10 protein-coding genes are annotated in these 21,172 nt (G+C 61.4%); all 10 read left to right on the top strand.

Annotated features, from left to right (window positions below; all coding sequences use genetic code 11):
- Positions 1-2: 2 nt before the first annotated feature.
- The 10 genes from NZ746_02695 to NZ746_02650 all read left to right on the top strand — a co-directional run bounded on the left by NZ746_02695 (position 3) and on the right by NZ746_02650 (position 21,126).
- Positions 3-3,362 carry a TonB-dependent receptor gene (locus NZ746_02695; GenBank protein ID MCS6816270.1) on the top strand — a complete coding sequence of 1,120 codons (3,360 nt, stop codon included), beginning with the start codon at positions 3-5 and terminating at the stop codon, positions 3,360-3,362.
- A gap of 140 nt (positions 3,363-3,502) precedes the next feature.
- Complete coding sequence (locus tag NZ746_02690) at positions 3,503-6,199, top strand: PIG-L family deacetylase (protein ID MCS6816269.1); 2,697 nt, start codon at positions 3,503-3,505, stop codon at positions 6,197-6,199.
- A 31-nt stretch (positions 6,200-6,230) separates the two neighbouring features.
- Positions 6,231-7,616 (top strand): APC family permease, encoded by a 1,386-nt coding sequence (locus NZ746_02685; protein ID MCS6816268.1) that lies wholly within the window; start codon positions 6,231-6,233, stop codon positions 7,614-7,616.
- Positions 7,613-8,566, top strand: a complete 954-nt coding sequence (locus NZ746_02680; protein ID MCS6816267.1) for a carbohydrate kinase family protein — start codon at positions 7,613-7,615, stop codon at positions 8,564-8,566. The genes NZ746_02685 and NZ746_02680 overlap by 4 nt, the downstream gene beginning before the upstream one ends.
- The gene (locus tag NZ746_02675; GenBank protein MCS6816266.1) at positions 8,563-9,948 is read left to right on the top strand and encodes a 6-phospho-beta-glucosidase; all 1,386 of its coding nucleotides are present in this window, start codon (positions 8,563-8,565) and stop codon (positions 9,946-9,948) included. The genes NZ746_02680 and NZ746_02675 overlap by 4 nt, the downstream gene beginning before the upstream one ends.
- A 76-nt stretch (positions 9,949-10,024) precedes the next feature.
- A complete protein-coding gene (locus NZ746_02670; GenBank protein MCS6816265.1) occupies positions 10,025-11,491 on the top strand; it encodes a CoA-acylating methylmalonate-semialdehyde dehydrogenase in 1,467 nt (488 codons plus the stop codon).
- A gap of 124 nt (positions 11,492-11,615) precedes the next feature.
- On the top strand, positions 11,616-14,975 hold the full coding sequence (locus tag NZ746_02665; GenBank protein ID MCS6816264.1) for a TonB-dependent receptor: 3,360 nt from the start codon (positions 11,616-11,618) through the stop codon (positions 14,973-14,975).
- 54 nt (positions 14,976-15,029) lie between these two features.
- Positions 15,030-16,514, top strand: coding sequence for a CehA/McbA family metallohydrolase (locus NZ746_02660; protein MCS6816263.1), 1,485 nt, complete (start codon positions 15,030-15,032; stop codon positions 16,512-16,514).
- Between the two features lie 68 nt (positions 16,515-16,582).
- Positions 16,583-19,753: an alpha-mannosidase gene (locus tag NZ746_02655; protein ID MCS6816262.1), complete on the top strand. Its 3,171-nt coding sequence runs from the start codon at positions 16,583-16,585 to the stop codon at positions 19,751-19,753.
- Between the two features lie 23 nt (positions 19,754-19,776).
- Positions 19,777-21,126 (top strand): hypothetical protein, encoded by a 1,350-nt coding sequence (locus NZ746_02650; protein ID MCS6816261.1) that lies wholly within the window; start codon positions 19,777-19,779, stop codon positions 21,124-21,126.
- Positions 21,127-21,172 lie beyond the last annotated feature (46 nt).

Raw genomic sequence — 21,172 nt, 5'->3', positions numbered from 1 at the left:
GCATGAGGAGGTATCACAAAGCGTGGTGGAACATTTTCGGAATGCCTACTCTCCTTCTGACTCTCGGCCTGTTTTACGGGATGAATGCGCAGATCAACACGGGGATCATCCTCGGGACGGTCACCGATCCAACAGGAGCTGTGGTTCCGAACGCGGAAGTGACCCTCATCCACCTGGAGCGGCGAACGAGCGTGAAGGTCGTGACCGATGCGACCGGCGCCTACATCGCTACGGCTCTGCAACCCGGGCCGTATGAGATTCGCGTCTCAGCCCCCGGATTTCAAACGGCCGTCCGCAGCAATGTCATCCTGCACGTGCAAGAACGCCTGCAAGTGGATGTGACGCTCCAACCGGGGATGATCACCGAGGAATTGATCGTCACCGAATCGGTCCCGATCCTCCAGACGCAGAGCGCTGATGTGGGCGCCGTTGTGGAGCAACGGCGGATCGTGGATCTGCCCTTGGATGGCCGACGGTATTCGGACTTGATCCTACTTGCCCCGGGCGCCGTGCCGACTCCAAGCGGCGGCAATCCGCGCGAGGCGAAGATCAACGTGAACGGGAACTTCTCCTTGCAAAATTACTTCGCGCTGAACGGCGTGGATAACAATTCGTTCTCGACCAACGCGCAAGAGCGTAGTCCGCAAGTCGTGCAACCGCCTCCGGACGCCCTCCGAGAATTTCGCGTGCAGACGCGCACCTACAACGCCGAGTTCGGGTGGTTCCAAGGCGCGGTGATCAACGCCGAGATCCGCTCCGGGAGCAACAATCTCTTCGGAACGGCCTGGTGGTTCCATCGCAACGACAATTTGGACGCTGCTGATTTCTTCTCCAACGCGGCGGGGCGACGCCCGGATGGCTCGCGCGTGATCCCGAAAGGGGAATTCCTTCGCAATCAAGCGGGATTCGTCGTCGGTGGACCGATTCGACGAGATCGCACCTTCTGGTTCTTCGACTATCAGGGCCTGCGTTCGCGGCGGGAGACGACGCTGACGGGCACGGTGCCGACGGCGAGGATGCGCCAAGGTGATTTCAGCGAGCGTCCCGTATTGACAGCGCCGCCGGATTTCCTCTCGGTCATCGCCCCCTGCATCTCGCCGCCCAATCGGCTCAATCTGAACGCTACGCGCACAGATGGACGTCCGTGCGCCGATCCCGTGGGGATGAGGCTCGCCGCGCTCTATCCGCTGCCGAACGCGCCGGGCATCTCTCCGTTCACCTTCGTCTCCTCGATCAACATTCCGACGAACAACGATTCATTCGACGCTCGCATTGATCACCGGATCGGTGAGAAGGACGTGATCTTCGGCGTTTACAGCTTCTTCGACGAACGCGCGCTGATCGAGCGCGGACCGTTCCCGAATCCGCTGGCCACCGGTGGCTTCAGCGCCAATAGCGAAGTGCGGGGCCAGGTCTTCTCGTTCACTTGGGATCACACGTTCTCGCCGAATCTGCTCAACGATTTCCGCTTCGGGTTCAATCGCATCAAGAGCTGGTCCCGACCGCTCGCGCCGAAAGGGAGCGCGGCGGCCGAGTTCGGTCTCCGGAATGCCCCCGCGAACGAGTTCGTCTACGGCCTGCCGTGGATTCGCGTCGTCGGGTATAGTTTCCTGGGGACGTCGGGATGGCGTCCGCAGTTTCAGGTCTCGCAGGTCTACCAGTTCCTCGACAATGTCTCCTACATTCGCGGAGCCCACTCATACAAATTCGGCTTCGAGTACAAGCGGCTCGTGAATAACTTCCTCGACGTGCGCGCGCCACATGGGGAGCTGGCGTTCAACACGTTCTGGATCGGCGACAGTTTCGCCAATCTGCTGCTCGGGCAAGCCTTCTTCCAGCAGACGACGACGCCACATGTCGTGCACAACTACATTGACGGTTTCATGTGGTACGTTCAGGATGCGTGGCGCGCGACGCCGAAGCTGACGCTCACCTACGGTGTGCGCTACGAGTACTTCACGCCGTTCATCGAGCGGAACGATCTGACGACTAATTTCGATCCTTCGGCCAACGGCGGGCGCGGAGGATTGATCACGGCAGCGCCGAATCCCTTCCCGCCGATTCAACCGGCGCCGAAGGGACAGGGGCTCTTCTCCCGCACGCTCGTTCGTCCGGACCGGAATAACCTGGCGCCGCGGCTCGGCTTCGCTTACGCGCCGAATCGGCGAATGGTCTGGCGCGGCGGATTCGGCATCTTCTACCAGGTGATGGATCGCATGGGGAGCGAGAGCATGCTCCAGTTGAACCCGCCGCAGGTCATTGATGCGAGTTTGAGCGTGCCCAGCAGTGCGCCGCCGCTGCTATTGCTCCGAGATGGCTTCTTGCCAGCGCCACCGACGGTGGACGTCCGACGGCTCCAGATCCGCTCGCGCAGTTTCCACGAGCGTTCGCCGTATTCGCAGCAGGTTAGCTTCGGACCGCAGATCCTCCTCACGAATGATCTCTCGGTGGACGTCTCCTTCGTCGGCAACTACAACCGCAAGATTCGGAAGCTGCGGAATCTGAATCAGGGTCGGATCGTCACGCCGGGCGTCGGTCCGGTCATCTTCCCCTTCCCGGATTTCTGCCTCGCGCCGGGCACCTGTGCGTACATTCAATGGCTCGGCACCGATGGGACATCCAACTACAACTCGCTGCAGATCACGGTGAACAAACGCTACTCGCGCGGCTTCGCGTTCAACGTGGCGTATACGTTGGGAAAGGCGTTGGGCACGGTGAGCGAGCAACTCTCGCCAACGTTCGGAAATGTGAACCCGCAAAACCTGCCGCAGAACGTCTACAACATGCGCGCTGACTACGGACGACTGCCCTTCGATCAACGCCATCGTCTTGTGGTGAATTGGGTCTGGGAGCTGCCCTTCGGGCCGCGCCAACCGTTCCTGAATCAAGGCGTGCTGGCGAAGCTGCTGGGCGATTGGCAACTGAATGGGATCGTCAGCTCCACAAGCGGCGTCCCGATCACGATCTACGCGCCGGATCGGAGCAATACGGGTCCCGGACACACCTCGCGCGCCGACTGCGTAGGGAATCCCTTCCCCTCTGGCTTCAAGCCTACGCTCGCGCGCTACTTCGACACGAGCGCCTTCCGCATTCCGGCGCCCTTCACCTTCGGCAATTGCGGTCCGAATACGATCAGCTCATGGGCCTTTCACAATTGGGACATCTCCCTGTTCAAGAAGTTCCGCTTCACGGAAGAGCGCTATCTGGAGTTCCGCGTGGAGTTCTTCAACGTGTGGAACACCCCGCAGTTCGCGGCACCGGACTCGAATGTCGCCAGCGCTACGTTCGGACGGACGACGAGTCTGCGGAATCCCGAACGTCCGGCCCGTGAGATTCAACTGGGGTTGAAGCTGTACTTCTGAACCGGCCTTGCCGGAACGCGATCATGGAGAGAGCGCCCTCGTGGGGATCCTCCCACGAGGGCCATCGGTCGTAGCCCCCATGAGGGGATGGGCGGTAGCCTGCGCTTTTCCCTGGAAGGCGGAGAAAGGAGCCAGTGATCATGAGGAAACTCTCCACATGCCTCATCGGGCTAGTCGTCCTCAGTTCGCTCGGTGGGTTCGTCCCCATTTCGGCGCAAGTCCAAGAGATCGCTGAGAATCAGAATGCCGCGGCCGTCTGGCAGGCGCTCCTGCGCTTGCGCACGACGGTGACCGTCCTCCACACGACGGCGCATCCGGATGACGAGAACGAAGCATTGCTCGCGTGGCTCAGTCGCGGACAAGGGGTCCGGACGGGCTTGCTGACGCTCACACGGGGAGAGGGGGGAGCGAACCTGATCGGCCCAGAGCTTTTCGATGCACTGGGTATTCTCCGCACGGAGGAGCTGCTCGCGGCCGGGCGCTACTACGGCGTGGATCAGTTCTTCACGCGCGTCGTGGATTTCGGCTTCTCGAAGCGGCTCGATGAGACGCTGGAGAAATGGGGGCGGGAGACCGTCTTGCGCGATGTCGTGCGCGTCATTCGCTTGTATCGGCCCGATATCATCATCTCCCGATTTCGGGGCGATCCTTCCGATGGACACGGCAACCATCAAGCGGCTGGCGTGATCACGCGCGAAGCGTTTCGCGCCGCTGCCGATCCCAATCGCTTTCCGGAGCACTTCGCCGAAGGGCTGCGCCCTTGGCAGGCGAAGAAGCTTTACGTCGCGCCTTTCCGCTTCGGGGTTGCTGATCGAGAGTCCCCCACGTTAGAGATCGAGACGGGAATGTACGATCCTCTGCTCGGCCGCACATATCGAGAGATCGGTCGCGAAGGCTTGAGCCGTCAACGCTCGCAAGGAGCTGGTCAGGCGCGAGCTCCGCGCGGTTCTTCGCGCGTCGCATTGCAACTAGTGGACACAACGTTGCCGAGAGTCGAGCGAGAGGCGAGCCTCTTCGACGGATTAGAGACGAGTTGGCTCGGTCTGGCGAAGCTCGCTGCCCCGGCGCTCGATCTCCGCTCTGAGCTGGCGGAGGTGCAAACGCTCGTGGAAGGAGCCATCACGAGCTTTGACGCGCGGCATCCGTGGATCGTCGTGCCCCAGCTCACTGCGGGACTCCGCCGGACGCGCGCGCTCATCGAGCGCGTGGAACGCGCATCGCTCGAAGAGGGAGCGAAGGACCATCTGCTTTTCCTCTTGCGCAATAAAGAGCGAGAGTTCATGGAAGCGATGAATAAGGCTTTGGGCATGGCCTTCGATGTTCTCGTAGATCCGAGCGAAGAAGGAGAAGGCTTTCCCAGCAACGCGCAATGGATGCGGCTTCGAGAGACGTTCTCGGTCGCCATTCCCGGGCAACGCTTCACCCTGACGGCGACGGCCATCAATCGAAGTCCCATACGGGTGGAGCCGGTGGAGATCGCCCTGCGCACTCCCGCGGGATGGCGCGTTCGTTCATTGCAGCAGGAGCTGCGCCCCTTGGAGCGGAATGATCAAGCCCGCGCGCGATTCGAGGTCACTGTTCCCGAGGACGCTGAGCCGACGCGTCCCTATTGGTCGCGCGCGTCGGAATACCACGACGCCGTGTACCTGATCCACAAACCGGAATTTCTGAACTTGCCGTGGCCTCCGCCAGAGGTCGTCGGCGTGTTCACGTATCGCGTGGATGGAGTGATCTTCACAGTGATGCAGCCGGCGCAAACAATCTTCGTGGATCGCCCCTGGGGAGAACAGCGTCGGCTGCTGATGGTCGCCCCACCGATAAGCGTGACCGTCTCTCCGCGCATCGGCATCATCCCTTCGGGCGTGACGCGGCTACCCTATCCCGTGCGCGTCGAAGTGCGAAACGCCGTGAAAGGTGCGGCCGAGGGCAAAGTCCGCCTGCGCGTGCCTCTGGGATGGACTGTCTCGCCGCCGGAAGCGACCTTCCGGTTCACCTACGAGGGAGAGATTCGAACATTTGCGTTCCATCTCTCGATACCCCGTGTCGAAGCTGGCAAGAGCTATCGGGTGCACGCCGTGGCCGAATACAATGGGCGAGAGTACGCGGAGGGGTATCAAGTGATCGCCTATCGCGAGTTGGAGCCGCGCCATCTCTATCGCCCGGCGACGATCGAACTGCGCGGCGTGGACGTGAAGGTCGCCCCGGGTTTGACGATTGGCTACATCATGGGCGTCGGAGATGACGTCCCCGAAGCATTGGCGCAATTGGGCGTCACCGTTCGATTGCTTGATTCATCGTATCTGGCCACGGGCAATCTTGAGGTCTTTGACGCCATCGTGATCGGCATTCGCGCCTACGCCGTGCGGGATGATCTGAAGGCCTACAATCGGCGCGTGCTCGACTACGTCGAGCGCGGTGGAGTGCTCATCGTGCAATATCAAACGCAGGAGTTCGACGCCGCACCTTTTGGTCCATATCCGTATCTGCTCGGCGCGCGCGCGGAAGAAGTCTCTGAGGAAGATGCGCCGGTGACGATCCTCGATCCTACGCACCCCATCTTCACGTGGCCGAATCGGATCACGGCAGCCGATTTCGAGGGATGGGTCGAACAGCGCGGCTCGAAGTTCATGACCCAGTGGGATTCGCGATATCAACCGCTGCTCATGTCGCACGATCGCGGGCAAGAGCCCCAGCGCGGAGGGATGCTCGCCGCTCGGTATGGGCGTGGGACCTACATCTATGCCGCGTATGCCTTCTATCGCCAGCTTCCGGCCGGTGTGGTCGGTGCCTACCGACTCTTCGCGAACATGATCAGCTTGCGCCGCGCGAAGCTCTGACTCCTCGGTCGCGCGCCAAAGGAGCGCTCGCATGGAACGCGCGGAGACGCACGATCGCCCCGGTCTCGTTCGAGGGATCGGCCTGCTGCAGGCGACCTCGACCAACATGCTCAACATGATTGGGATCGGGCCGTTCATCACGATCCCGATCATGATCGCGACAATGGGCGGACCGCACGCTTTGATCGGATGGATCGTGGGCGCGCTCATCTCGCTCTGCGATGGATTGGTCTGGGCGGAGTTGGGGGCGGCGATGCCGGGCGCCGGAGGCCCCTACCTCTATTTGCAACAAGCTTATGGACCGAACCGGTTGGGGCGATTGATGAGCTTCCTCTATATCTGGCAGACGATCTTCATCGCGCCGCTTTCGATCGCGTCCGGGGCTGTTGGCTTCGCGCTCTACACGAAATATTTCTGGCCCGCGATGACGGCGTGGGAGACGAAGCTACTGGCCGCAGGTCTTTGCCTCTTCGTCACCGCGCTACTTTATCGAGACATCCGTTCGGTCGGACGCTTATCCGTCGCCCTTTGGATCGTCGTGATGTTGACCGTGGGATGGGTCGTCATCTCCGGGCTGCGACATTTCGATTGGCGACTCGTCCTCGACGTCCCTCCCGGAGCGTTCGACCTCTCCCGAGATTTCGTCCTGAGCCTTGGGAGCGCGACGCTCATCGCGATGTACAGCTACGGGGGATACTTCAACGTGTGCCTCTTCGGCGGCGAGGTAAAGAATCCGAGCACGACGATCCCGCGTTCGATTATCCTCGCGATCCTCGCCGTGGCCGTTCTCTATATCACCATGAGCGTCACAATCTTGGGCGTCATCCCTTGGCACGAGGCCATGCGGAGCAGCTCGATCGTCTCCGATTTCATCGAACGCCTGTACGGTCCATGGGCCGGCCATCTCGTCACGGGATTGATCTTATGGGCTTCGCTCGGCTCGATCTTCGCCATTCTGCTCGGATATTCGCGCGTCCCCTATGCGGCGGCGATCGAAGGCCGATTCTTCGCGCCATTCGCTCGACTTCATCCGACTAAACGATTTCCAGCCTTCTCGCTCGTGACGATCGGAGTGCTCTCGGCGGCGGCCTGTTGGTTCACGCTCGATGAGATCATCAAAGCGCTTCTCGTCATTCAGATCGTCATCCAATACCTCGCACAGGTCTTGGCTGTGGTGATGCTCCGGCGATTTCGACCGGACATCGTCCGTCCTTTCCGCATGTGGTTGTATCCGGTGCCCGTGCTCGTCGCCTTCTTCGGATGGATGTACATCCTCGTCTCCAGTGGCCTTCCCTTCATCCTGGCGGGAATGGGATTGCTCGTGTTGGGCATCGGCGCCTATCTCTGGCGGGCTCGCCGAAGAGGCGAATGGCCTTTCGTCCCCGAGACGATGGGGGAGGTTTCACTTCGCCCATGATGGATGCGAAGACCTGGGATGTCATCACTGTGGGCGATGTCTTCGTGGATCTGATCTTGAGCGGCCTCCCGGCATGGCCGCAACCTGGTGAAGAAGTCTTCGCCCAGCGCTTCGCCCGCGAGATCGGAGGAGGCGCCGCCATCACGGCATGCGGATTAGCGCGATGGGGGATGCGGGTGAGCTTGCTGGCCGTCCTCGGATGCGATGAAGGCGAATGGATGAAACGACGGCTGACGGCTTGCGGGGTGGATACGCGCCAGCTCATTTGGCATGACGAGGAACCGACGGCAGTGACCGTGAGCGTCTCGCGCGAAGGGGATCGAATGTTCTTCACCTACATGGGCGCCAATCGGGCGCTCCCGGAATGGCTCGCGAAGGAGAGCACCTGGATGGAACTCAGGGCGGCACGACATGTGCATTTGGCGTGCGCGCCCGAGCCATCGGTGTTGATCTCACTGGGCGACTTCTTGCACGAGCATGGGACGAGCCTCTCGCTGGACGTCGGATGGCATCCCGAATGGCTTCAGTCTTCGGAAACCCGGCGCGCGCTGTGCGTCCTCGATCTCTTCTTCCCGAGCGAGCGGGAGGCTTTCGAGTTGACGGGGGAGCGCGATCCGGAGAGCGCCTTGCGCGCGCTCGTTGGCATGGGCATCTCGCGGATCGCATTGAAGCGCGGATCAGCCGGAGCAATGCTCCTCTGGAACGGCGAGTTGTTCGCGCAGGAAGCATATCCCGTCTCTCCAGTGGATACGACTGGGGCAGGCGATTGCTTCGACGCCGGTTTTCTGTACGCATGGCTTTCGGGCGAGTCGCCAGAGCGTTGCTTGCAGATCGCCACTCTTTGTGGCGCTCTCTCGACGCGACGCTTAGGCGGGGTGGCCGCCTTTCCAACGAAGGAAGAGATCGAAGAAGCGCTGCGAAGGATTTCGGCAGGGAGCGCGGAACCATGAGTCGGCGGAAGCTGACGATCATCGGTGGTGGAGGGGTGCGCACGCCGTTGCTGCTGTACGGACTCCTGGAGCAACAAGCATCGCTCGGCCTGCGTGAGGTGACCCTCTATGATGTCGAGCGCGAGCGGGTGGAACTCATGGCTGCGCTCGGGCAGGAGCTGCTCCGGCAGAGGGATGGGACCTTCGCTTTGACGGTGACGGATGATCTGCAGGAGGCGGTGGCCGATGCCGCGGCGATCATCACGAGCATTCGCGTCGGCGGCCTCCGCGCTCGCGCCCGCGACGAACGCACGGCCATCGAGCACGGCTTGGTCGGACAAGAGACGACGGGCGTAGGGGGATGGGCCATGGCGTTGCGCACGATCCCCGTCGTGCTCGAACACGCGCGCGTGATCGAACGCGTGAATCCCGAAGCGTGGATCCTCGTCTTCACGAATCCGGCAGGAGTGATCACGCAAGCGCTCACGATGCAAACGCGGTTGCGCGTCCTCGGCATTTGCGATACGCCGAGCGAACTCTTTCACCGCATCGCGCGCGTCCTCGGAGAGCCGCCGGAAGACGTCGTGTGCGACTATTTCGGACTCAATCACCTGGGATGGGTGCGAGCCGTCTTCGTGCGCGGTCGCGATGAGATGGCGCGATTACTCCATGACGACGAGAAGCTGCGGCGCCTCTATCCGGCGGATCTCTTCGACCCCGAGCTAATTCGCGCGCTCGGGCTCATCCCGACCGAATACCTCTTCTTCTACTACGGACACGCGCGGGCGCTGGCGAATCAAAAGCGCGTGGGGGCGAGCCGCGGTGAGGAGTTGGAGCAGTTGAACGAGAGGCTCTTTCGAGACCTCAAGCGGGAGATCGGGACTGGTCGTCCCGAGAAAGCGGTGGCGATCTATCGCGCTTATCTCCAGCGCCGCTCGGCATCGTACTTGAGATTGGAGGGACAGGCCGAATCGGCTCTACGCGCGGAGTTGCTCGAGGCGGAAGATCCATTCGCAGCGGCGACCGGCTATCATCGCGTTGCGCTGGATGTGTTGACGGCGCTCTGGGGAACGGAATCGCGACGCCTCGTCTTGAATGTGTGCAATCGCGGCGCGATCGCCGATTTGGGACCGGACGATGTGGTCGAAGTCCCATGTGTGGTCGCGCGCGAGGATGTGCGCCCGTTGGCTCTCGGACGAATGCCCGAGGTCGTTCGCGGTCTCGTTCTCTCGGTGAAAGCCTACGAGCGCTCGGTGATTCGCGCCGCCGTAGAACGTTCGGCGAAATGGGCGCGGCTGGCGCTACTTGTTCACCCGCTGATCGGCGAATGGGAGCTGGCCGATCGGCTGCTGGCGATCTTCCGAGAGCAAGATCCCGATTACTTCGGAGACTTCGCGCCATGAGGCGTGCGAAGCGCTGCGGTGATGATCTTCCTCGCGCATCTTTCGCACGGCGCGAGGGGAAGGAGGAGAGGAACCCATGCGGCTTGTCAACTACATCAACGGACAATGGGTGCCAGCGATGACGAGAGAGGCATTGCCGGTGACCAATCCGGCGACGGCGGAAGTCCTCGCCGAAGTGCCGCTCTCCGGGGAAGCCGACATCGCGCGCGCTGTCGAAGCGGCCGCTGCGGCGTTCCCCGAATGGCGACGCACGCCGGCTGAGGAGCGCATCCAGTACCTCTTCAAGCTGAAGGCGCTCTTCGAGGCGCATCTTGACGAGTTGGCTCGTTTGATCACCATAGAGAACGGCAAGACGCTCGCGGAATCGCGGAGCGAGCTGCGCCGCGCGATCGAGAACATCGAAGTCGCCTGCGGAATCCCCACGCTCATGCAGGGCTACAATCTCGAAGACGTCGCGCGCGGCATTGATGAGCACATGATCCGTCAACCCCTGGGTGTCGTGGCCGCCATCACACCGTTCAATTTTCCGGTCATGATACCATTTTGGTTCCTCCCCTATGCCATCGCGTGCGGGAATACGTTCGTCCTGAAGCCTTCGGAGAAAGTCCCCATTTCGATCATGCGCGCGTTCGAGCTGATCGAGCAAACGGGCCTTCCACCGGGCGTGGTGAATCTCGTGCATGGGACGAAGGCGGCCGTGGATGCGCTTCTGGACCATCCGGATGTACGGGCGATCAGTTTCGTCGGTTCGACCCCCGTGGCCAAGTACATCTACGCGCGCGCGGCCGCTCAAGGCAAGCGCGTGCAATGCCAGGGCGGTGCGAAAAATCACGTCGTCGTCCTACCCGATGCGGATATGGAAATGGCGACGCGGATCATCAGCGAGAGCGCCTTCGGATGCGCTGGGCAGCGGTGTCTGGCCATCTCGGTCGCCGTCACCGTCGGCGAAGCACATCGCGTATTCCGCGAAGCTATCGCTGACACCGCGCGCGCGATCCGGGTCGGATACGGGTTGGACGAAGGCGTACAAATGGGGCCGGTCATCACCCGCGAGAGCAAGGCGCGGATCGAAGCTTTGATCGCGAAGGGGGTGAGCGAGGGCGCGACGCTGCTGCTCGATGGACGCGGGGCGAAGATCCCCCATTACGAGCGAGGGAATTTCATCAAGCCGACGCTTCTGGAGAATGTCCCGCCTGGCGGTGAGGTCTGGCAAACGGAGATCTTCGGACCAGTCCTCAGCCTGATTCGCGCCGACACGGTGGACGAAGCCATCGCGATCATCTCCCGCCATGCCTATGGGAACATGGCTTCGCTCTTCACCAGCAGCGGTGCGGCGGCGCGCAAGTTCCGCTACGAAGTGCCAGCCGGCAACATCGGTATCAACGTCGGCGTAGCTGCGCCAATGGCGTTCTTTCCGTTCAGCGGCTGGAAGGAGAGTTTCTTCGGCGTCGTGCACGGCCAGGGACGCGATGCCATTGAGTTCTACACGGAGAAGAAGGTCATCGTCGAGCGATGGTCGAGCGAATGGACGCGCACGTTCTGAATCACCGCCGCGGCGCTCGAGGGCGCGGCGACGGATTTCACGCCGATTTCAGGCCTTTTTTACCCGGCGTTAATGCCGATCGCATATAATGGTGAGCCAATCAATCCTGAAAGGAGGGAAGCGTATGCGACGCGAGAACCTGTTCATCGCGTGCCTGTGGGTGCTCTGCGCAGGATTGCTCCTGCGCGGAGCGGCGCAGATCCACACGGCTAGCCTCACCGGGCTGGTCACGGATCCGACGGGCGCGGTGATCGCGAACGCGACCATCGTCGCCAAGAATAAGGCAACGGGCGTCGAGTATTCGACGGTCACCGACCAGTCGGGCTATTACACGTTCGCGAGCTTGCCCGTTGGGACCTACACGATCACGGCGGAAGCGCAGGGGTTCAAGAAATTCATTCGCGAGAACGTCGTGCTGGAGGTGGGACAGCGAGCGCGTTTGGATCTGACGCTCGAAGTGGGCGAGATCGCTGAGACGGTCATCGTGGAAGCGCAGACGCCGTTGCTTTCGACTCAAGATGCTTCTCCGGGAGCCGTCGTGCAGAATCGCATGGTGACCGATCTGCCGCTCAGCATGCGCAACTGGGATGATTTGATGGGCTTGATCGCGGGCGTGCAGGGCGACCGCTATACGGAAGAAGGGGGAGCGACGGCGGCTGGACGCACGGGCGGCGTCAACGTCCACGGTGTGCGCTCGCTGCAGAACAACTTCATCTTGGACGGCGTGGACAACAACTCCATCTCCACGAACGTGCAGGAGCTGACGACGCAGGTCGTGCGCCCGTCGGTGGATTCCATCCAAGAGTTCAGGATCATCACGAACCCGTACTCGGCGGAATACGGACGCAGTCCTGGAGCGGCCATCACCGTGACGACCAAAAGCGGCACGAACGAGTTCCACGGGACGGCCTATTGGTTCGGACGCAATGACATCTTCGACGCGACGAGCTTCTTCCTGAATCGCGCGGGAGCGAAGAAGGCGAAGAATCGGCAGAACCAGTTCGGCTTCAACGTGGGAGGACCGATCGTGCGCAATCACGCGTTCTTCTTCTTCGACTACGAGGGCACGCGCATTCGTCGAGGGGTGACGCGCCTGGGGAACGTCCCACTGCCGAACGAGCGTATCGGTGACTTCTCTGCACCCGGATATGCGAGGATCTTCGACCGCGTGGGCGACTGCCGGGCGAAGGTCCCCACTGCTTTCAATCCCGACGGCTCCTTCAAGGACAACAAGATCCCGCCCGAGTGCATTGATCCGGTGGCCAAGCGCATTCTCGATCTGGTACCGCTGCCGAACCTGCCGGGTTCAGGACCGCTCCGAAACGTCTTCAACTTCTTGCGCACGCCGACGCTCATTGACGACACGGACAAGTTCACCGTGCGCGGCGATTGGCAGGTCAATCCCAACAACAACGTCTTCGTGCGCTACACCTTCTCGGACCGCTTCCGCTACGTCCCGGGGGTGTTCGGCGGGATCATTGACGGCACATCCACTTCGGCCTTCGGACGACTCTTCATGAAAGGGCATTCGGCGGCGATCGGATGGAATCGCACGCTGGGCCCCCGCGTGCTGAACGAGTTCCGGATCGGATGGGGGCGCAACTGGTCGAACGGCGTGCAGGATCCGTATAGGAAGAACACGCTCGCGGAATTCGGAATCCTCGGGGTTCGGGACGATCCGCTCTATAGCGGCGGATTGCCGGCCATTCGCATCCAAGCCCGAGGTGGGACGCAGACGATTCCGGGCGGTCAAGGCGGCGGGCTCGATCACTTGGGCTCTCCCGTCTTCCTGCCCAAGTTCCAATTCACGAACCAGTTCCAATGGTGGGACATGGTGAGCGTGACCGCCGGAGCGCATCAGCTTCGATTTGGCGTGGACGTGCGCCTGCCCATGCGCAACATCTATCTCGACCTGCCGGCGATGCGCGGCGATTGGACGTTCGATGGGAACCGCACGGGCATCGGTATGGCCGATTTCCTGCTCGGTTACCCTTCGGCGGCTCAATTGACGAATCCGCATGTCGTGGACCTGCGCATTTGGATGGCGTCTTTCTTCTGGCAGGATGACTGGAAAGTCACGCCGAAGCTCACGATGAACATCGGGTTCCGATACGACTTCGCCACGTGGCCTTATGAGGGGCGAGATCGGTTGACGAACTTCGATCCGAGGACGGGGCGACGCTTCACGGCCGCGCCCTTCCCGGGCTTCGAACGTTCGACCGTTGGCAAGAGCCTCGTCCGGTCAGACAAGAACAACGTCGCGCCGCGCATCGGTCTGGCGTATCGGCTGACGCCCAATACGGTCCTTCGCACCGGATATGGGCGGTTCTTCATGCTCTTCGAGCGCGCGGGGAGCGAAGATCAACTCGGGCTCAACCTCCCGTGGGTCGTCAATAACGTGGTGACAGCTCCCAACCCGAACACGACGGCCAACAACATGCGCTTGCGCACGGGCTTCAACCTCTCGCTCGATCCGGGCGCCGTAGATCCGCGGAACGTGCGATTGCGCGCAGTGAACCCCGAGGCCGTGATCCCCACCGTGGATCAGTGGAACTTCGGGATCCAGCGACTGCTCCCCGGCAACATCATCGCGACGATCGAATACGTGGGGACGAAGGGAACGCACCTCTCGGTCCTGCGCAACATCAATCAGCAGTTCTTCAATCCCGATGGGACGCCGACAGGGATCCTGCCCTATCCCGATCTCGGGCCGATCGAGTACCGAGACAACATGGGGAACTCGAGCTACCACGGGATGGAGGTGACGGTCGAGAAGCGCTTCAGCCACGGCCTGAGCTTCCAGGGAGCGTGGACGTGGTCGAAGTCCATTGATTACGCGATGGAGCATTTGTTCACGGGCGGCTCGGGGAGCTTCCTGCAGAACGCGCACAATATCCGGGAGCGACGCGGACCGAGCGACTTCGATTATCGGCATCGCTTCGTGTTCGCGTACAACTACGAGCTGCCGATCGGGCGCGGGCGCGCGTATCTGAATGAGGGCGTGGCTTCCCACATCCTGGGCGGCTGGCGGATCAGTGGCATCACCGTCATGCGAACGGGTCGTCCCTTCACGATCATCGCCACTGCCAACAACACTGCCCTAGGCGGAGCGCGCGGCGGAGGCATGGTCACGGCGTTGGCCGATTGCTTGCGCGACGGGACCTTGCCCGAGGATCAGCGCACGGTGGACCGCTGGTTCGACACGACGGCCTATCGCGTTCCATCGCCACCGCGTTTGGGAACGTGTGGGCGGAATACGCTCTACGGGCCAGGCTTGGTCAACTTCGATTTCGCGCTCGCGCGCACGTTCGAGTACTTCGGCGAGGGCCGACGCCTGGAATTCCGCTGGGAGATGTTCAACGCCTTCAACACGCCGCAGTTCGGCTTGCCCGACCGCAATGCTTCCAGCGGCAGTTTCGGTCGCATCGGTAACCTCGCCGGTGATCCGCGCGTCATGCAATTCGCGCTGAAGTTCTACTTCTGAAGTCGCCAAGGCGCAGGGCGAGTCGCTCTCGCCCTGCGCCTTCTGATGTCGGCCATGCGTGGGATCTTCATCCCGCCATTTGTCCTCGGCTGTCTCCTCGCTCTCGCTCTTCCTTCTTCCCCGCGTCAATCCACCGAGATCGTCCTCGAAGGAACCATCACGCGCGCCGATCACGGGACGTATCTCGTGCGGGAGTTCGTCGTCCCCGAACCACTCGAACGCCTGGAAGTCGAATACGCTTATACCCATCGGGGTGAGGGCACGACCATAGACATCGGCGTGTTTGATCCTGTACGCTTTCGTGGCTGGAGCGGCAGCGATAAGACGCGCTTCTTCATCGCGCGTGATGAGGCAACGCCCTCTTATTTGCCCGGCGACCTTCCGGCGGGGACGTGGCGTATTCTCCTCGGCGTCCCACACATTCGTCCGGATCAGGTCTCCCGCTATACGATCCGAATCCGATTATTCCCCGCTCGTTCGCCCGCACCACCCGCTTCCGAACCGAGCACACCGCGCGTGTTGAAGAAGGAGCCGGGTTGGTATCGCGGCGATCTTCACACACACAGCGGGCACAGTGACGGACGCTGTCGCAATGGCCAGGGCGAGCTGATTCCCTGCCCCGTCTTCCGCGTCGCGCAAGCAGCGGTGGCGCGGGGCCTCGATTTCCTTGCCATCACTGATCACAACACGACGAGTCACCATTCGGAGATGCGCCGGTTGCAGGAATACTTCGCTCCCCTGCTCCTCCTGCCCGGGCGCGAGTTGACGACCTATCGCGGGCACGCGAACGTTTACGGGACGAGCGCGTTCATTGACTTCCGTCTCGGCTGGCAAGGGCGAACGATCAACGATCTTCTCGACGACGTCCGTCGCGCTGGAGGACTGATCTCGATCAATCATCCCGCGCATCCTACGGGTGAACAGTGCATGGGTTGCGGATGGGAGGAGGTCCACGCCACGGATTTCCGCAAGGTGGATATGATCGAAGTCATCAACGGCAATCGCGTGGAAGGACCGCTCAGCGGAATCCCCTTCTGGGAAGCTCGTCTCAATGAGGGGTATCGCCTCACGGGCATCGGCGGCAGCGACGATCATCGGGCGGGGACCGGCGAACATCCCGATCACGTCATGGGTGTTCCGACGACCGTCGTCTATGCGACCGAACTTTCGGAGCCAGCCATCTTAGCGGGATTGAAATCGGGTCGCGTCTTCATCAAAACGCGCGGACCAGATGGTCCCGATCTCTTCCTCTTCGCTGAGGACGCGCGCGGCCATCGCTACATGATGGGCGACGAGATCCCTATCGCTCGCGCGGGCGAGCGCCTCGCACTGCGCATCGAGGTGAAAGGAGGCGTCGGGCAGATCGTCGAGGTCATCGTCAACGGGCGCGTGGCCGATCGGATCCACGTGGACGCGCCGGAATTCGTGCGCGTGCTTCCCTGGCCCGCGGAACCGCGCACGTGGGTTCGTTTGAACCTGCGCGACGAGCGGGGAATTACAGCGCTCACCAATCCTCTCTATTTCTCGATTCGAGAATGACGAGGATGCCGCACATCCCCTCGGGGATGCGCACGGCCTCGCAGAATTCCACATGGAGGATAAGAGCGATGCGCTGGAAGAGATGGAGCTGCGCCTTCTTCATCCCTTTGATCTCGGCCTCCTTCTTGTCACCCTCCCTCTTCGCTCAATCTGTGGATCGCGCGGCGATCTTCAAACGCCTGGAGGAGGCGACCGTCCTCCCCCTCTCGCCGTGGCGCTTCAAGGAAGGATTCGTCTTGAGGGGAGAGGCGACGGATCTCGATGACTCGATGTGGAAGCCTTTCCCGGTCGGCGACGAATGGAGCACGGGGCCAGCGTGGTTCCGCTACCGCGTGACGTTGCCTTCGACGATTGGAGGGTATGACATTCGAGGAGCGCGACTGCGCCTGCGCATCCGCATCGTCGGGGAGAATCCTGTCCATCTCACCGTCTTCTTCAATGGGGAGAAACGAGCCGAAGGGAACGATCTCGATCCCATCGTCCTGACCGAGAGCGCGCGTCCGGGCGATACGTTCGTGATCGCGGTGAAAGCCGATGTGCCCGGTGGGCGCACATGGGTGCGCGCCGGACAATTGGAGGTCGAGGCACCGCCCTCTCGTCCCGATCCCCGAACGTTCCTGCAGGAGTGTCAGGCCGCGGAGTTGCTGCTGAATGTGCGGAGAGATGATCGCGCGCGATGGGAACAATATCTGGAGGCCGCGTTGCGGAGGCTCGATCTCGATGCTCTCGACCGAGGCGACCAGCAGGCCTTTGATCGTTCTCTGCGTGAAGCGCGCGAGGCACTGGCGCCGATCCTTCCCATGCTTCGAGAATTCTCGATTCGCGCCGTGGGCAACTCTCATATCGACTTGGCCTGGCTCTGGCCATGGACGGAGACGGTCGAGATCGTGCGCGACACTTTCTCTACAGTCCTGCAGTTGATGCACGAATTCCCGGAGTTCACGTTCACGCACGGAGCCGCTCAGACTTACGCCTGGATGGAGGAGAAATACCCGAAGCTCTTCGAACAGATCCGACAGCGCGTGCGCGAGGGCCGATGGGAGATCGTCGGCGGCGTGTGGGTCGAATCGGATATGAACTTGCCGCATGGGGAATCGCTCGTCCGACAATTCCTGCATGGGACTCGCTATTTCAAGGAGAAATTCGGCATTGAGATCCGCGTCGGCTGGAATCCGGATGCCTTCGGCTACAATTGGCAACTGCCGCAGATCTTGAAGAAGTCCGGCATGGATTTCTTCATCACGCAGAAGCTCTTCTGGAACGAAGTCACGCGCTTTCCCTATCGGCTCTTCTGGTGGGAGGCGCCAGATGGCAGTCGCGTCCTCACCTACTTCCCGAATCACTACGGAAATCCCATCGAGCCCGTCCCGATGGCGAAGGACCTGGCCGATTACGCGGCGGCGACAGGGCATCGCGAGTACATGCACCTTTATGGCGTCGGAGATCACGGCGGGGGACCAACGCGGAGCATGTTGGAGACTGCTGCACGATGGCGATCGGCCGGCGCGATCTATCCCCGGCTCTTTTTCGGCACCGCGCACGAATTCTTCGAGCGGGCGATGGCCGAGTTACCACGGTTGAATCCGCCGGTCTGGCGCGATGAGCTATATCTCGAAACGCATCGCGGCACGTACACGAGCCAGGCGGAGACGAAGCGAAACAATCGCCAGAGTGAGGTCCTCCTTCTCAACGCGGAGAAATTCGCCTCGCTCGCACAACTCTTCGGTCACCGCTATCCGCAGGGTGATCTCGATGCCGCGTGGAAGAAAGTGCTCTTCAACCAATTTCACGACATCCTTCCCGGCAGCAGCATCGCCGCCGTTTATCGTGATGCCGATCGGGATTATGCCGAAGTGCGTCGCGCCGGACGCGAGGTCCTCCATGATGCTCTGCGAGAGCTGGCCGATCGCATCCATACGAAAGGTCCCGGACTGCCGCTCATCGTCTTCAATCCGCTCTCATGGACGCGCACAGATGTCGTCGAGGCTGTTCTCACGTTCCCGGATCCCATCGCCGAGGTCGAAGTCCGCGATCCTCAAGGCCGACGGCTCATCGCCGAGACGATCGCGCGCGATCCGGAGACAAACCGCGCGAAGATTCGCTTCATTGCCGAAGATGTACCACCGCTCGGATATAAGGTCTTCCGCGCTATCCCCGTAGCACGGCGCGCTCCTCTCCGATCTTCCCTCTCGGTCTCCGGTCTGACGATGGAGAACGAGTTCCTCCGGGTCACCGTGGACGCCCAATCCGGATGCATCACGAGCCTGTACGATAAGATCGCTCGTCGAGAAGTCCTTGATGAATCTCGATGCGGGAATCTCCTGCAGACGTTCTACGACAAACCCTCCGTCTACGACGCCTGGAACATCGACGCTAACTTCGAGGAGAAGAAATGGGAGCTGCGTCGAGCTGAGGAAGTGAAGGTGTTGGAGACCGGCCCCACGCGCGCCGTGATCCGCGTGGTGAAGAAGTTCCAGAATTCGACGTTCATCCAAGACCTCGTCCTCTATCCGAAGATCCCGCGTCTGGAATGTCAGATGGATGCGGATTGGCGCGAGAAGCACATCCTGCTGAAAGTGGCTTTCCCCGTCTCCGTGCGCAGCCCGAAGGCGACGTTCGAGATCCCCTTCGGTTCAATTCAGCGCCCGACGACGCGTCGCACGCCCGAAGAGCAAGCGAAGTTCGAAGTCCCGGCGCTCTTTTGGGCAGACCTCTCGGATGGGACCTACGGCGTCAGCGTGCTCAACGATAGCAAATACGGATACGACGTGCGCGATAACGTTATTCGCTTGACGCTGCTGCGCTCGCCCGCGTATCCCGATCCGCATGCCGATGAGGGACGGCATCGTTTCACCTACGCCGTATATCCCCACGTGGGGGATTGGGTTCACGCGGGAACCGTTCAACGAGGATACGAGTTGAACTACCCGCTCATTCCATATCCCACGACGGGACATCGCGGCTCGCTTCCTCCGATCCATTCGTTCCTTCGCTTGGAACCGAGCACGGTGGTTCTCACGGCTTTGAAGAAGGCCGAGGACGCCGAAGCGTGGATCCTCCGATTCTACGAATTCGCCGGGAGAGCAGCCGACGTGAAGATCCAACTTCCCAAGCCACCGAAGGCCGCCGCAGAAGTTACCCTTGTGGAACGTGAGATCGCCCCGGTTACTGTGAATGGGCGAGAAGTGATTGTCCCCACTAAGCCCTACGAGATCAAAACGGTGAGGATCGAATTCTGACGCCGGAGGAAGCGAGTCCTGAGATGACATGCCGGCGATGGCCTCAACGGATCCGCGGGTGGCCGTGGGGTATATGGGGGATTCTGCTCATCCATGGCTTCCTCTTTCTCCCGCGCGCTCACGCACAGGTTCTCCTGGAGCGTTCTTTCCGCGTGGATGTGGAATCAGAGGTTTGGGCCGAGCTGCGCGCCCGAGTTCCAGAAGCGAACTGGGGCGAGAAGGGACGCGAAGCTGCCACGCTCACTATCCTGGTGAATGGACGGTATCATCAAGACGTGATCCTCTTCGCGGGAGAGGCGTCCTTCCGCTATTCCTTTCATCTGGGAAGGATACGACCAGGACCCCACACGATTCGTGTACTCTGGAATCGCTCTCGATCCGCACCTCACGTCGCTGCCCCTCTCATCGAGGAGCTGGCATTGCATCCGGTGAGTCGTACCGATCCAGAATTTCTCCCGCTGGCGCATGCGCCGATCCTCTACGCCCGCCCGAACAGCATCGGGAGGTTCACGGACATTCCTCTCCTTATGTGGTACGAGACGATGCGCGAGCATGAGACGCTCACGATTCGCTATAGCGTCATCTTCAGCAACGAAGATGGAGGGACGGAGACCAATGCCCTGATGGCACGATGGGGACGAGCGACCGACATCGAATGGGTGTACGAGGTGACGGTCACCTCGGAAGGCCACATCCTGGACGCTCGCTATCAAGGCACGCGACATCGAACGCTCCGCTTTCGCGGGCGACGAGAAGACGCTCACCCACTGCTCTTGATCGCCTCCGACAACAATAACTTCTCAGATCGCGGACACTCGTCCATGCGGTTCGCACTTCGTCCCATCCCCTTCGACACGAGCGCGGCCGCGCGCGAGGAGTTGATGGATCAACACCCATGGACGTATCGCATCATGACCGAAGAGCTACGCCGAGAAGGTAAGCTGGGTTCGACGCTCCACGTCGGTCGGCGCATTCTCGACCCCCGCCGCTATCTGTACGTTGAGATCGCTTCCGAGCAACGCGATGCGGGCGTGAGCCTCGCCGTGAAACGCGCAGGAGACCCAAGCTGGTATACATCGGACCTGGGGTTAGCTTATTTCAAGCTCGAGCGGAGCGGTTTCTTGCGCACGACGATCCCTCTTCCGGAAGGAACGACGGTATCGCAAATCGAGCGGATCCTCCTTCGATGCGATGCGCTGTTGGACCCTCGAGTGCAACGCGCCGATGAGCGATGGGCGCAAGCGGGGTGCTTCGTTCGAGGACTGCGCAAAATGTTCTTCCTGGGCCCGGATTTCCGTCCGGGTCCTTCCCTGCCGGTTCGAATGGATCCCATCCACCTTCGAGTCGGCGATATGGTGGAGATCTGGCCATGAGAGAGACGATGCGCGCTGTGGTCTTTCGCGGTGAGGGGGAGTGGAG

Source organism: Blastocatellia bacterium (genome assembly GCA_025055075.1).
Taxonomy (GTDB): Bacteria; Acidobacteriota; Blastocatellia; order HR10; family HR10; genus HR10.
The sequence above is the reverse complement of the archived record's forward strand: the minus strand, read 5'-3'. Positions and strand labels throughout refer to the sequence as shown.